Below are 15925 nucleotides of genomic sequence, written 5' to 3'. Positions count from 1 at the left end.
CCGATAAGTATTGACTAGCAACTTACGTTAATTCATTTGCTATACCAATCTCAGTTCCATCGTACTGTATCCAAATCTTACCATTTTTGATATCAAGATGTAAAACACAACCATGCTGTCGTCGTCTATTTTTCCAACCAACATACATCAATTGATAATGATCACTAATCGTATCAAAAATAAGTTGTTTTTCAATATCATCATCCCTTGAACCTATTTGTGAGTGTTCTGTGATCACTTGTTGGACATAATTTCGATATTGCTTTAATTTTTCCATTCTACAATTACCTCCTGAATCGGATCATAAACGATAATTTTTAGTTGAGAACGTTGAACCCAATTAGTCGAGGAAAAATTCCCACCTAGATTATTAACGTCAGTTTGTTAAATTAAGTAAGGTGCGTCAGAATGTTAAATTTAGCGATTTTAGCCTAAATTATTCTGTCTGACGCACCCTACAGACTACAAAATATCCGAAAATTAATAACTGGTGTGGATTACTTAGGATAGACAAACTTAGTTTTGAAAGCGTTGGGTTGCATTTCATTTAACCCAACCTACAATACCAAATGCTGCGGGTTTATCATTTTTTAATACAGTTAACTAGAAAAGGAAAATATCAAAATGCACAAACTTCTCATATTTCATAACGAGAAACTTCTCCGTCAAGCACTAACCCACCGTTCTTATGTGAACGAACACCCAGGAGAACCTGAACAAAATGAACGTCTAGAATTTCTTGGTGATGCTATTCTTAATTTTTTGAGTGGTGAATATCTTTATAAACGTTATCCAGAACAAGAAGAAGATGAATTAACCCGTCGTCGTTCTGCATTGGTAGATGAAAAACAATTAGCAAAATTTGCTCTGGAAGTGGGTTTAGATTTTAGAATGCGCTTAGGACAAGGTGCAATTAGAGACGGAGGATATCAAAATCCGAATTTATTAAGTAGTACCTTTGAAGCAGTTCTTGGTGCTTACTATTTGGATAATGATTCTAATATTGAAGTAGTTCGCACAATTATAGAACCACTATTTGATTCTGTTTCAGAAAAGATTGTGGTATCTCGTTCTAATGTAGATTCAAAAAACCGTTTTCAGGAATGGGTACAACGTGAAGTTACTCAAAATCCCCCAAAATACACGACAGAACAAATAGGTGGACTTTCTCATGCACCAGAATTTTTAGCTAAAGTATTAGTAGAAGGAAAAGAGTATGGTGAAGGGAAAGGACGCAATAAAAAAGATGCGGAAAAAGCTGCTGCTGAAGATGCTTTAGCTAAATTGAAAAAAAAAGGATTATTGGAATAAGTCCTCAATGTCAATCACGACAAAATCTATGAACAAATACGCTTCAGTAATTTTAGGGCTAAACCTGCGTGTCATACTAAATAATTCCGCAACAATCCATAGAATTTTGGCTTCCCCCTAACTGAACCGTATTGGAATATAAAAATATGGAATAGGTGTATTTTTGTGGCGAGACAGTCTCAGATATTTAGGAAACCATGAGAGCTAATGTCATAATCATTGCCAGTGCCATGATTCTTTTAGTGTTTTTTAGAAAAACTCGTGAGGCAAAAAATAGAGGATCTTTGATAAAGCGAAATCCCCTTTTCGTAGTTTGTTGTTCCTTGTATTCGTGTAAAATCATATCATTAGTCCACTTTTCTTCATCTAACAAATTAGTGGCTAAAATAAAACGTCCTGCTTGATTACGATGGATATTAATAACGGTTTCATTTTCTACTAAATTTCCTTGAATATGATAAGTATAGTAACTAACTTCATCTCCTAATTTAGGTTTTCCCCGGCGTTGATAATGGGGTTTAGCTAAAATTTCTAGCTCGTCCAATAGATGATAATCGAGGGTTTTCTCAAAATCTTTTGCGATTAAAATACTTTTTTTCTGATTTTACCTGCTGAATGTGGGGTAAACACTGAGCATAACTAATAACTACCAGTATTCAAAAAAATCCGTCAACCGCCGAAAAAAATCCGTCTTGCGACTGAACAGGTATTTTAAATTATAGGCAAATTATTGTAGTCTTCTTGAGATAGATTTTTAATTTATGTGAGAAGTGATGTCAACAAAACTACAGTTATTTACAGGTTTATGGTTAGCTGGGGTAGTGGTTACGGCTAAACCTGTTTGGGCAATCCCTATGGTAAGTCAGTTAGGAACACCTACAACTACAGTCAAAGAATTAGTGTCACAAGCTGCAACTCCCCAATCTCTAATTATTATTAATAGAGTGCAAGCCAATCCCACTGACAAAGGTGTAGAGCTAATTTTACAGACTACTGCTGGTGAGCAACTGCAAATTACCGATCGCAGAGCTGAGAATAGTTTTATCGCTGATATTCCTAACGCTCAACTACGTTTAGCCAACGGTGATGATTTTAGATTCAGTTCCCAAAACCCAGTTCAGGGGATTACTGAAATAACGGTAACAAATTTTGATGCCAAGACTATTCGGGTGACAATCGCAGGTGCGGCGAGTATACCAATTGTGGAGTTACTTGATAGTCCCCAAGAGGGTTTAATTTTCTCGATAGCGGGTGCAGTAGCTTCTACACCATCACTACAACCGCAAGCAGAAGATCCTCAGCGTGAAATTCAAGCAGAACAACCATCAACACAAGGTGATCAGCCAATTGAATTAGTAGTGACAGGTCAGCAAGATAGCTATAGTGTACAGAACGCTGCGACTGCCACTAGGACTGATACACCCTTGCGGGACATTCCCCAATCAATTCAAGTCATTCCGCGTCAGGTGATTGAGGATCAACGCGCTACCCAGTTGAATGAAGCATTACGGAATGTCAGTGGTGTACAGCCATCCAACAGTGCAGGGAGAACACGCGATCGCTTCGTCATTCGTGGATTTGATGACTTCAATTCAGTAATTCGGGATGGTTTCAAAGAAAACACTTCTGCATATAGAGAAACTGCCAATATTGAACGCATAGAAGTGTTAAAAGGCCCTGCTTCTGTATTATTTGGACAACTAGAACCAGGGGGAGTAATTAATATCATTACCAAGCAACCCCAAGCAGAACCCTTTTTAACTATGGGTTTAGAGGCGGGAAGTTATGGCTTTTTCCGTCCGACAGTTGATTTTAACAGTCCTCTCAACGACTCTAAAACCTTGCGTTTGCGAGTTAACGCATCTGTAGAAGTTTCTGAGTCCTTCCGCGACTTCGACAAAGAGACTAGCCGCTTTTTTATTGCGCCTGTATTAGCGTGGGACATTGGCGATCGCACAAATTTAGTGTTTGACCTAGAATATTTAAAAGATTCTCGACCATTTGATCGGGGTTTAGTAGCATTAGGCGATCGCGTTGCTGACATTCCCTTCAATCGCATCTTAGGCGAACCCTTTGACTCTAAAGAAGTAGAAGACTTACGGATTGGTACTCGTTTAGAGCATGGCTTCAATGATAACTGGAAACTCCGCTCTGCTTTGCGAATTGTCTCCACACAAACATCTAGTTTTGTAACTGAACCCGATAGTTTGGATGAAGCCACAGGTTTACTATCTCGTGGTTTTGGTGTAGATCGACCAACACCTGATGAAACCTACGCTTTTCAAACTGATCTGATCGGTAAATTTAAAACTGGTGCAATTGAACACGAACTTGTAATTGGCTTTGACTTTAACCGCCAAACTAACTTCGTTGATGATCGCCGCAGCGCACCCGCACCCGCTATTGATATTTTCAACCCAGTCTATTTGACTGCTAAACCCAATATAGAATCAGATCCGTTTCGGGGTTTATTCGCAGCAGATAACATTGGTATCTATATCCAAGACCAAATTAAACTGGCAGAAAATCTCAAACTCTTGATTGGTGGACGTTACGATTTTGCCGAGCAGAGTTTCCTGAGTATTGTCGATGGCGTGAAATTCTTTGATATATCCGATCAAGCATTTAGCCCCCGTATAGGAATAGTATATCAACCAATTACTCCCCTCTCTATTTACACCAGTTATAGCCGTTCCTTCGCACAAAACTTTGGCATTCAACGGGACAATTCACGTATAGAACCAGAACGGGGGACACAATACGAAGTTGGTGTGAGAGGAGAATTTTTAGATGGTAAATTAATTACGAGTTTAGCGGGTTATCAGATTACTAAAACTAATGTTGCCACCCCAGATCCCGCAGATTTAAACTTCTCTATTCCCGTTGGCGAAGTGCGAAGTCGAGGGATTGAATTTGATATTGCTGGAGAACTGGCTAAAGGCTGGAACATTATTGCTTCCTACGCCTATACAGATGCCAAAATTACAGAAGATAATACTGATATCAACGGCAATCGTGTCAATCGAGTGCCAGAAAATAGTGCTAGTATTTGGACAACCTATGAATTGCAAAGTGGGGCTTTGCAAGGTTTGGGTATGGGTGCGGGATTATTTTTCGTAGGTGAACGTCAAGGAGACTTAAGTAATTCCTTTACCGTTCCCGGCTACACCCGCACTGATGCTGCTTTGTTCTATCGTCGAGACAACTGGAATCTAGGTCTCAATTTTAAAAACATTTTTGATGTTAACTATATTGAGTCCACCACATCCCGCACATCAATTGATGCTGGTATTCCTTTTACGGTTATTGGTTCGTTGTCTGTAAAATTTTAATTGGGGATGAAAGGCTAGAGACTAGAAGAGAAAATGTGTTGTTCACTTTTTCTCTCAGATTCCCTATTCCCTATTCCGTAATGAAAATGAATCACTTTTTTTGTGCTGATGAATCTCGACAAGTTAACGAGGATCCGATTGGTAGTGGTTGCAGACGACAGTGCTATGTGTTGATTGAATGTCCGCCCCCTTGGATGACTCATGAATTTGATTCTAAAGCTGTACCTGAAAATTTGCGATCGCTAGAAGCTGAATTTTACGAAGTCGAACCTGATGGAATTTTACTATTTATCTACAGCGAAGAATTACGGCAAAATTATCTAACCCGTATCCTCATTTTTCGCCCCATGATGGGTTATTCCGGAGGATATACCAAGCAAGAAATTCATGTTTCTAGTCTTGAGGATGTGGCAAATGTTCTCAAAGATTGGTTAGCAGGTAAAGATATTGGTGGTACAGATATCAATCCTCACACTAGAGATATCTTAGTTTGTACTCACGGCACTCATGATAAATGTTGTGCTAAATATGGTATCCCTTTTTATCGTCAGGCTAAAAAGATAGTAGCTGATTTAGCTGTAGAATCTGTACGAATTTGGCAATCTAGCCATTTTAGTGGTCATCGCTTTGCCCCTACTATTTTGGATTTGTCTCAAGGTAGATACTACGGTAAATTAGACTCACAAAGTCTTACAAATATTCTCACCTATACAGGGGATATTCACTGTTTAAAATCCATCTATCGCGGTTGGGGAATCCTCCCGTTTCCGGCGCAAGTCATGGAGAGAGAATTGATTTTTAGGCATGGTTGGCAATGGTTTAATTACAAAGTTAGCTGTTGTTTCATAGAACAAAGTGAAGATGAGTGCTTTAATTACATAGAAATTAGTACCATGCTTCCTAATGGTGATATTAAAACTTATCAAGCGGATGTGGTGGAAGATGAGAGCAAATCTCTTTATCTAATTGGAGATTGTAACGGGACTGAAGCAGAACGAATTTCAAAATACACAGTGAGTAATCTTATCCGAGTAAAATAAATGAAGTATTGGTTCAGAGGTATTAAACTGTTGCTACTATCATTATGTACATTGATTTTAGTTGTAGCTTGTAATAGTAGCACCCCTCAATTACAAAGTAGTGAAACTCCCGAAAATGTTGCATCAAATTGTCGTGTAATTCAACATGACGGTGGTGAAATTAATATTTGTGGACAGCCGCAAAAAGTTGTGGCTCTGAGTCCACCATTATTAGATATTCTGCTGTCTTTAGGGGTACAACCGGCTGGTTATGCAGAAGTGGATTTGTTAAACAGTAAAGTATTTGATAATCCCAGTCAGCAGATACCTTTTTTGGGCGATCGCGTCACAAGTAAACCTGTAAATTTAGGCGATCGCCATAATCCCTCTATAGAAACATTAGTGCAACTCAAGCCAGATTTAATTTTGGGTGAAAAATTCCAATTAGAGTCAAAATACAGGTTATTCTCTAGCATTGCACCAACAGCATTTTTTGACACTGGGGGCAAAACAGGATGGAAATCGGCGATGGAAGCGATCGCCCAGGGACTAAATCGAGAAGCACAGGCTAAACAGGCGATCGCATCTCATGATCAATTGCTGGAAACAGTCAAAAGCCAACTAGCACCAGTAATATCAGGGCAAACAATAATTGTGTTAGGCTGGCAAAAGGTTACTAATGAATCATTTATCTTCGCGCCTGATTTTGTTACCGGATTGTTAGAAGATTTAGGCTTTCAAGTGATTGTCGGAAAATCAAATAGACCAAGTGTTTCCATTGAAGCGATCGCAAATATTAAAGCTGATCACATTTTAGTGATGCCAAGTGGCGATAACACCATTGAGGATGCCAAACAACAATGGCAAAATCACCCCATCCTGCGTTTAATTCCCGCAGTCCAAGCTGAAAAGATTTACTTTATGGACTATCAACTAACTCGTATTCGCGGACCCATTGCGGCGGAGATATTTATCAATCAAATTCGGCAATTGTTGCAGTCTTAGATATCAGATTTTTCATTCTACATGAGATAATAACAATGCTTAATAAAATAGCCATGTATCATCCATGTCTTTCGACAATCTCTGCAAACTGCTATCAGAAAAACATCCAGAAAAATTCGCCAGTTGGGTATTAGGCACACCGCAAACAGGTGTCACAGTCCTGAAAACCGAATTGAGTATTGAACCCATCCGCGCCGATTATGTCACCTTTTTACAACTAGAAGGTAGGATTTTACACTTAGAGTTTCAAACCAAATTGGAATCCTCACCACCCCTACCTCTGCGAATGTTGGATTATTGGGTGCGGTTGTATCGGTTGTATCGCTTACCCATCACCCAAGTAGTAGTATTATTGCTTCCTCCCAAAGATGACATTGAAATTCCTACAGCCTTTACACTGGAAAACACTAGACACGAATATCGGGTAATTAAGATGTGGGAGGAAAACCCGGAACCGTTTCTTCAAGACTCGGCATTATTACCCCTAGCACCATTAACAGCCACCAATCAACCCCCAGTCTTGCTAGAAAAAATTGTGCAGCGAGTCAACCAAGTAGAGACAGCACAACGACCGGAAATTTCCGCCTACACCCAAATCTTAGCGGGGTTAAAATTTAAGCAGGATTTAATTAGAAGATTATTTCGGGAGGGTATGATGCGCGAGTCAGTAATTTACCAAGAAATTCTCGAAGAAGGCGAACAACGAGGGCGACAAGAAGGACGACAAGAAGGACGACAAGAAGGGGAAAGAAGTCTGGTTTTGCGTCAACTCACTCGCAAGTTAGGAGAATTACCCCCAGGGATGCGTGAACAACTGGAAATTCTGTCGTTGGAACAATTAGAAAATCTGGGTGAGGCTTTATTGGACTTTACCACTTTGTTGGATTTGGAGGTATGGTTAACCAATAAGTAGAAACTCAACCCCAAGCAAACTAGGGATTCTTGGGGTTCACTCAGTAACATCCGATAACTGAGGAATCAGGTAAATGATTCACTGGGGTTTAATATTGTTAACCATTATTGATTTAACTTAGGTTTATTAGTATAATTTCTCATTAAGCTAATGGTATTTTATAATGTAACAGAACTTACGCAAAATTATGAGAAAACGTAAAGCCTTCGGCATAGCTTCCGCTTAACCCATAGCGCATACCACAAAGGACACGTAAAGCCTTCGGCATAGCTAGAGCTTTCGGCACGCTACCGCCTTAGCGTCTCCCTTTGGCAGAAGTAAAGAAGGTTTCAGAGAGTTCTTGCGTAAGTCCTAATGTAAGAATAAATGAGGTGAAGGTGAAAGTAACAATAACTTTAAATGATATTCAAGAATTTTTTCCAGAAATTCAGCGCAAAACTGGATGTGACTATCAATCAATAGCGAGCGAAAAAATCTTAAAATTTCCTGAAAAGCTAGGTAAAGGACATATCCATAATTTGCATTTGCGTAACGGGATTGAACTATATTTTCAAAATTTACACTTAGAAGAAGATTTAATTATCCAAGCAAATACTAAATATTCATCTTTAGGGTTAGGTTTTTGTATTTCAGGTAATCTTGGGGCTGAGGTTGTTGGTTCCAAAATCGATCTGAGTGTAACAGCTGGACGTAATTTATTACTTCATAGTAATGCTTATAAAACAATTATGGAAATTCCGGCTAGACAAAATTTATTTTTAGTAGAGATGAGTATTGATCTCAAAATCATCCAATCTCTTGTAGAAGATGAATACGAGCGACTCTCTCCTGTTCTTAGAAGTGTGATTTCAGGTAAAGATTCTGGGCTACATTCTTGGTCAGGAATCACAAATCCGGCTATGGAAATTGCTCTGCATCAAATTATTAATTGTCCTTATAAAGATTTGACAAAAAAACTTTACCTAGAAAGTAAAACCCTAGAATTAATATCCTTAAAGTTAGCTGAGTTAACTGATAGTAAAACAGAAAGTAAAATTTATAAAAAATTACGAGCAGATGAAATTGAGAGGATTTATTTTGCCAGAGATGTTCTCATTAGCAATTTAGAAAATCCGCCATCATTGTTATCTCTAGCTCAGGCTGTGGGGTTGAACGACCATAAACTAAAATTGGGATTTCGTCAAGTATTTGGCACTACAGCATTCGGTTATTTACATCAATATAAAATGGAGCGATCGCGTTTTTTACTAGAATCAGGTTTAATGAATGTCACAGAAGTTGCATCTGCCGTTGGCTACTCTAACTTTAGCCATTTTACTGCTGCCTTTAAGAGAAAGTTTGGCATTAAGCCTAGTGCCTTAAAATCACGCTAAAGCAGAATTTCTGAATTTGTTCGTTTTGGGGTAATTTAAGATCCGTCTGCGGGTAGTAGCGATAATCATTGTCATCATAAACTCTCAACTATCTGAAATTGATGATTTCCAAAAAATGGAAGGGTGCAAAGAAATATGGACACTATACCTAAATCCTTGTGCATAGCAGGCTTGGGAACAATTATACCTGCTTTACTAGCGATCGCTTTCCCAGCCTATGCAGATATGACAGTGAATCGTGAACAAGTTACCACCCAAGCCGTAGAAAGTGAAATTATCTCCATCACCAACGTGAAAGTTAATTCCACAGATACAGGTATAGAAGTAATCTTAGAGACTTCCCAAGGACAAGCCCTAGAAGTATCGTTCGGTAATGATGGCAATAAATATATCGCAAATATTCCTAAAGCACAGCTAGCTTTGCCCAACAACAATACATTTACTCTCGATAATCCCACAGCGGGAATTACGCAAATTCAAGTTATAAATCAAGATAGTAACACTATTCGTGTGACAGTGACAGGCGATGAAAATTTACCCCAAGTCGAGTTATTTGACGATGATCAAGGTTTAATTTTCGGTGTTGTAGCCAGTACATTAGAAACCCAGCCACCAGAACAAGCTGAAAATGAAACCATTGAATTGACAGTGACAGCCCAAAAAACTGAACAAAATTTACAAGATACCCCCATCAGTATCACAGCAATTGGTGAACAAGAAATTGAAGATGCCGGAATTAGCAATATCCAATCAATTGCCAATAATACACCCAATTTTTCGGTATTTTCCTCATCAGGAGGTCGCAACTTTACTTTCTACAGTATTCGAGGTTTAAGTAATAGTAATTTTCTTTCTCGCGGTGATGTTGTTGGTTTTTATGTTGATGATGTTCCCTATGAATATGGCGGTTTTCTGGATCAAGAATTTCTGGATTTAGAACGAGTGGAAGTGCTGCGCGGCCCTCAAAGCACTCTCTACGGTAAAAATTCTCAAGGTGGTGTAGTTAATATCATTTCTAGAAAGCCAACTAACACCCCAGAAATTAAAACATCTGTTAGCTATGGTTCTTACAACTTACGCAATTTGCAACTTTCTCTCAGTGATGCAATTATTCCTGATAGACTATTTTTCCGGTTAGCAGGTGGTTATAAAGCACGAGATGGATATGGACAAAATATTTTAGATGGTAGCAATTTAGGTGAACAATCTTCTATAACTGGACGAGGACAAATCCTGTGGACTCCCTCGCCAGACTGGACTATTTCTTTGAATGCCACAGGTGCTTACAATAACGATAGTGGCTCTGCTCTTGCTGATCTCAATTCCCCAAACCGTTATGATACAGCTATCAATGATAATGGCTTTGTGCAACTGAGTACCAATTCCCAAGCATTGAGAATTGGCTATGATGGTGAAAGATTTCGCGCCACTGCAATCACAGTTCACCGAAAATTTAATCAAGATAGTGGTAGTGATGCTGACCTTTCACCTGTAGATTTAATTCGTAACATCAATAACTTTAGTTCTGATTTATGGAGTCAAGAAATTCGCTTCCAGTCACCTAGTAATGCCAATAAATTGCGCTGGTTGATTGGTGGTTATTATGAAACAACAACCTTTGATTATTTAGAAGCTTATAACTATACTCCCTTGGGTGCAGCTACCTTTGGTTTTCCCACAGTAGGTACTGATAGAATAGTTGCTAATTCCTCCTCTGATACTGTTGCCGCATTTACTCAAATTGACTATAAACCAATTGAACCGCTAACTTTAACAGCAGGATTACGTTATGAATCAGCTAATAGTAAAATTAGCCGTAATCGCAACTTTGAAGTAAATGGTATTTCTGCTTTCTCTACGGGAGCAAATTTTACTGATGAAAAAGTTTCTGGTAGTGAATTATTACCTAAAATTGGGGTGGAATATCGTTTTAATCCTAATCTTTTAGCCTATGCCAGTGCTACTAGAAGCTATAAACCAGGGGGTGTAAATTATCGCGCCGAAGTTGCAGATTCATTGCGATTTAATGCCGAAACTGGTTGGAATTATGAAGTTGGTTTGAAGTCTTCTTGGCTGGATGATAGTTTAATTGCTAATTTGGCAGTCTTTACCACTCAAATCAATAACTATCAAGTTGCACTGCCAGATCAGACAGGTTTTTTCAGAAATGTTGCTAATGCAGGTGTTAGTATTTCTGGGGCTGAGTTTGAGGTAAAAGCCAAACCGATACAAGGACTAGAATTAAGTCTTGGATTTGGTTATACAGATGGTAAATATACAGAATATACTAATCCCTTAACAGGTCAAGACTTTAGTGGTAATCGCCTAGCATACTCACCAGAATATACTTACAACTTAGCGGCACAATACCGCAGTTTAGGAGGAATTTTTGCCCGTTTGGAGTTACAAGGATTTGGCAGTTATGTATTTGATGAAGCTGCGACATTAAAGCAAAAACCCTTCGCTTTAGTTAATGCTCGTATTGGTTATGAAAAAGATAGTTATGGTATTTATTTGTTTGCCAATAATTTGTTTGATACTCGTTATTTAACATCTGCTTTTATTTTCCCCCCACCCAATGTTATCGGCAGATTTGGTGATCCAACTACCATCGGAGTACAGTTGAAAGTAAATTTTTAACTAATTTTTCCTAGTATCTGTGTAGATAACTGATATTAACTCATAACATGAAAACACAACAAAATTTCGGTTTATTGGGCAGTTTATATGTTGCTCAATACCTACCCATCGCTTTCTTTTTTCAAGCCTTACCTGTGTTCTTTCGTCAGCAGGGCGTTTCTCTAGACGCAATCGGTTTAATAATGTTTTTAGCTCTGCCTTGGATGCTAAAATTCCTTTGGTCGCCACTGGTTGATAGATATGGTTGGACGAAATGGGGACATTATCGCTCCTGGATTATTGCCATGCAAAGCCTTTTAGTATTGACCCTGATAACTTGTGCAGTATTTGACATTAAAGAAAATTTGTCAATGGTATTGATTGGCTTATTCTTGGTTTGTTTATTTGCTTCTACGCAAGATATCGCCACGGATGCCTTAGCAATTGGATTTCTCGACCCCAGCGAACGGGGATTTGCTAATGGTATCCAAAGTGGAGGTAACTACTTGGGTGGAATTATTGGCGGTGGTGGTTTGCTCATTTTACTAAATCTCTGGGGTTGGACTAATAGCTTACTGGTAATGGCGTTTTTGATTTTGTTGTTGATGATACCAGTTTTATTACACCAAGAACATCCTATCATCCGTACTACAGAAAGAAGGCCAAACTTTATGACTTTAGTGAATTTTTGTCGCCGTCCCAGAATGGGAACTTGGTTGTTAGTATTGCTACTATACATGATGGGAAGTAATAGCACTAATGTGATGTTTCGTTCTTTGTTGGTTGATATTGGGTTGTCGTTATCGGATATTGGACTATTAACCGGTGTAGTGGGATATAGTGCAGGCTTAGTGGGGGCAATTTTTGCGGGTTTTTTAATTAAGCCGTTGGGAAGAAAGCGGTCGTTGATTATATTTGGATTATTGCAAACAATGTCCGTGGCATCTCTGCTTTTACCTGCCGTGGGTTTTACTGCTTTGCCGGTTTTGTATTTAGTGGCGATCGCATTTCAACTAATTGTGAGTATGGCATATACTATTGTCAGCACAATCATGATGGATAACAGTAGCCAAAATACTCCAGGAACTGACTACACCCTGCAAGTAGCAGTTCTTTATATCGGTAGTTTGGCGATGTCTGGTATTAGCGGTTTTATTGCTGAAGCTATTGGTTACACAGGTTTATTTGCTGTAAGTACAGTAATTTGTTTGGTAAGTGTGGTAGTTACTGCCAAAATTTTTACTACTTTCCCTACTGAAAAGCTAGAAACTATTTAACTTGTCAACTTTAGAAAATACGTTTTGGGGTAAAAAAAATCCGTCTTGGGGTAGTGAGCAGAGTTTTAGCTATTTAAACTTGTAAACAATACAGCTTATCTGTGTATCGAGGTATCCATAATGAAAACTAAAGTCAACCTCGGAATTATCCAAGAAACATTATTAATTCCCCTCTGGGCGAGAGCCGCAGAACTACAACAACAAAACCCCATTATTATAGATCCTAAATCGGCGGAAATTCTCGAATCAATTGATTACAACTTTGATAAATTTGCGACTTCTCAAGATAGTCAAGTTGGCTGTTGCATTCGAGGGATGATCCTTGATAATTGGGTACGCAACTATCTAGAAAAATATCCCCAATGTACTGTAATCGAAATCGGAGCAGGATTAAATACTCGCTTTGAGAGGGTAGATAACGGTAAAGTGCGCTGGTTTGATTTAGATTTACCAGACTCAATGGCAGTCAGAAAACAGTTTTTTACAGAAACAGAACGCCGTCGGTTTATTACAGCTTCTGCCTTAGATACAGATTGGATTGCCGAGGTTAAATCTGTTAGTAATGAACCTTGTTTATTTGTAGCGGAAGGTGTGCTGATGTATCTTTCTGAAGTGCAAGTTAAGGAGTTATTTGCTAATCTTTTAGAACATTTTCCTAGTTCTTCGTTCGTATTTGATTCCATGTCACCGTTCATGGTAAAAAATCAAAAACATCATGACTCGATTAAATATACATCAGCTAAGTTTGATTGGGGAATTGCTGATATTCACTTGATTGAAAAGTGGAATCCTCGTTATCAAGTCGCTGAGGTTTTCAGATTTACGAATTTGTCATCTCAGTATTTGCAGCGTTTTTCTTTGAAAACTCGTTTCTTTTGTTATGTGCCTTTTTTACAAGATTTTTATCGTTTGGCTTTAGTGCAATTTTAGATTTTTTGGCAGGAAGTGAAATTTCTAAATTACACAATTCTATCCCAATTTAACCAGAATTTACGCAAGTACCGCAATTTTTTTTACTTGTAATAAGGGCTTCAGTCCTCACTACAAACTTAAAATAATATGCCGGAATTTACTCTGGATTTTTTATATTCTACCAACGCATAAATTCTTAATATAAAATCAAATGGAATCTACAAAAAATAATCAAAAAGAAACTGGTTTATGGGAAACTGTGAAGCCAGTGCAAGGGCGAATAATTGCAGCTATGTCACTGTCAGTTTTGAATACAATCACAACTTTAGTTGCATTATTAACAATTCCTGTGATTGTGCGGGAGTTATTATCTACTAATATCAATACCCAGTTTCTTTGGTTGTTAATTACAGCATCAGCTATTGCTACTGTGATTACTTTTATTTCCCGGACTTGGGCATTTCGGATTTCGCATATAGCGGCTTTCAAATTAGAAGAAATTATCCGCACGCAAATTGCCGAACATCTAGCGCGTCTACCCCTGGGTTATGTGGTGACAACTGGTTCTGGCACAATTAAAAAGATTGTTCAAGATGATGTTAAAGAACTCCACGCTTTTGTGGCTGATAGTACGCCCTTTATTGCTCGTGCTTATAGCGCCCCTTTAATAACTTTAATTGTCTTGTTTGTTGTAGATTGGCGCATGACATTGGCTACCCTTGCACCTGCGCCCATTGGATTAATATTTATGCGTTTAGCAATGCGAGATCATGCTAAAGAACGCCAAGCGTATGATGAGGCGAATGAGAAAATTAACGGTACGGTAATTGAGTTTGTTCAAGGGATGCAAGTTGTCCGCACTTTTGATGATGGCACAACTTCTTTTATTCGTTACAGTAAATCTTTAGATGATTTTACCCAACGTGTCAAAGCATGGACAGATAAAACTCAACTTGCTGGCCGTCTAGGTTTTTTAATTATGGCATCCTTACCCACTTTACTTGCTGTGGTGACAGTGGGGACTTGGCTAATGATTCAGGGAACATTGGATTTTCCGACTTTCATATTATTTTTGCTCCTTTCTTCAGGAGTGATGGAAGCTTTATTACCCATCATGTGGTTGTCTCAGTTTATCAATAAATCCGCCGCCGCCGCCAAGCGCATTGCTAAAGTGCTTGCAGAAACTCCGCTACCTGAACCAGAACATCCCCAGCAACCATCAGATACATCTGTTCGCTTTCGTAATGTGACGTTTTCCTATGGTGAAACTCATCGTCTAGCTTTAAAGGATGTCAATCTCTGCATCAAAGCAGGTACTGTCACCGCCTTGGTAGGTCCATCGGGTGCAGGTAAAAGTACCGTTGCTAAGTTAATTCCCCGCTTTTGGGATGTGGATGCAGGAACAGTAGAAATTGGTGGTGTAGATGTCCGAAAAATGACTACTGATACATTGATGTCCCAGGTATCTTTTGTCTTTCAAGATACTTTTTTGCTCTATGACACTATAGCAGCAAATATTCGTTTAGGGCGTTCTGATGCCACAGATGCTGAGGTGGAAGCGGCAGCGAAGGCCGCACAGGCACACGATTTTATTTTAGAATTGCCCCAAGGTTACGACACCATTGCCGGTGAACGTGGTACTCGTTTATCTGGGGGACAAAAACAAAGAATTACCATTGCCAGAGCAATTTTACAGGATAACCCCATTGTTATTCTCGACGAAGCCACAGCTTTTGCTGATCCAGAAAATGAAGCCTTAATTCAACAGGCGATCGCATCTCTGACTGTTGGTAAAACCCTAGTTATTATAGCTCACCGTCTCTCCACAATTATCAATGCTGACCAAATTCTCGTCCTCGATGGTGGACGCATTGTCGAAAGCGGTACACATCAAGAACTTGTGAATGCTAATGGACTCTATACCCGTTTGTGGGATAACCATCGCAATGCCCAAAATTGGGGACTGAGAAATTCACAACTGCAAATTACTTCTAAGTAGAGCGACAAATCCCACCCCGGAAATTTAGATTAAATCTGAGTTTTTGAATCACAAATTACGAATTACGAATTACGAATTACGAATCACAAATTACGAATTACGAATCACAAATTACGAACTACGAACTACGAATCACAAATTACGAACTACGAACTACGAATTACG

At 38.8% G+C, this 15925-nt stretch carries 11 protein-coding genes and 1 pseudogene; 10 read left to right on the top strand and 2 right to left on the bottom strand.

Translation table 11 applies throughout. The features are described from left to right. Positions 1-28: 28 nt before the first annotated feature. Positions 29-277: pseudogene (locus VB711_RS04675) on the bottom strand (XisI protein); the annotation flags it as partial. A 347-nt stretch (positions 278-624) separates the two neighbouring features. Between VB711_RS04675 and rnc the strand changes: the two are divergent. Further along, positions 625-1311 carry a ribonuclease III gene (gene rnc, locus VB711_RS04670; RefSeq protein ID WP_323284569.1) on the top strand — a complete coding sequence of 229 codons (687 nt, stop codon included), beginning with the start codon at positions 625-627 and terminating at the stop codon, positions 1309-1311. A 187-nt stretch (positions 1312-1498) separates the two neighbouring features. On the opposite strand, the gene VB711_RS04665 is transcribed toward rnc, so the two are convergent. Further along, positions 1499-1894: an IS1634 family transposase gene (locus VB711_RS04665; protein ID WP_416233560.1), complete on the bottom strand. Its 396-nt coding sequence runs from the start codon at positions 1892-1894 to the stop codon at positions 1499-1501. A gap of 190 nt (positions 1895-2084) precedes the next feature. Between VB711_RS04665 and VB711_RS04660 the strand changes: the two genes are divergently transcribed. The 9 genes from VB711_RS04660 (at position 2085) to VB711_RS04620 (ending at position 15760) form a co-directional block, all read left to right on the top strand. After that, positions 2085-4643, top strand: a complete 2559-nt coding sequence (locus tag VB711_RS04660; RefSeq protein ID WP_323284568.1) for a TonB-dependent siderophore receptor — start codon at positions 2085-2087, stop codon at positions 4641-4643. An 86-nt stretch (positions 4644-4729) separates the two neighbouring features. Beyond that, entirely contained in the window at positions 4730-5683 is a 954-nt protein-coding gene (locus tag VB711_RS04655) for a sucrase ferredoxin (RefSeq protein WP_323284567.1), read from the top strand. Next, the gene (locus tag VB711_RS04650; RefSeq protein WP_323284566.1) at positions 5684-6667 is read left to right on the top strand and encodes an iron-siderophore ABC transporter substrate-binding protein; all 984 of its coding nucleotides are present in this window, start codon (positions 5684-5686) and stop codon (positions 6665-6667) included. A gap of 64 nt (positions 6668-6731) precedes the next feature. Next, on the top strand, positions 6732-7580 hold the full coding sequence (locus VB711_RS04645; protein WP_323284565.1) for an Rpn family recombination-promoting nuclease/putative transposase: 849 nt from the start codon (positions 6732-6734) through the stop codon (positions 7578-7580). 377 nt (positions 7581-7957) lie between these two features. Next, entirely contained in the window at positions 7958-8953 is a 996-nt protein-coding gene (locus VB711_RS04640; RefSeq protein ID WP_323284564.1) for an AraC family transcriptional regulator, read from the top strand. Positions 8954-9088: 135 nt separating this feature from the next. Next, positions 9089-11593 carry a TonB-dependent receptor domain-containing protein gene (locus tag VB711_RS04635; protein WP_323284563.1) on the top strand — a complete coding sequence of 835 codons (2505 nt, stop codon included), beginning with the start codon at positions 9089-9091 and terminating at the stop codon, positions 11591-11593. A gap of 47 nt (positions 11594-11640) precedes the next feature. Next, complete coding sequence (locus VB711_RS04630) at positions 11641-12849, top strand: MFS transporter (protein ID WP_323284562.1); 1209 nt, start codon at positions 11641-11643, stop codon at positions 12847-12849. Between the two features lie 117 nt (positions 12850-12966). Next, a complete protein-coding gene (locus VB711_RS04625; protein WP_416233559.1) occupies positions 12967-13779 on the top strand; it encodes a class I SAM-dependent methyltransferase in 813 nt (270 codons plus the stop codon). Positions 13780-13972: 193 nt separating this feature from the next. Further along, entirely contained in the window at positions 13973-15760 is a 1788-nt protein-coding gene (locus VB711_RS04620; protein WP_323284559.1) for an ABC transporter ATP-binding protein, read from the top strand. Positions 15761-15925: the final 165 nt, after the last annotated feature.

This window comes from Cronbergia sp. UHCC 0137 (assembly GCF_034932285.1).
In the GTDB taxonomy this organism is placed as follows: Bacteria; Cyanobacteriota; Cyanobacteriia; order Cyanobacteriales; family Nostocaceae; genus Cronbergia.
This window is presented reverse-complemented; position numbering and strand designations above follow the sequence as displayed.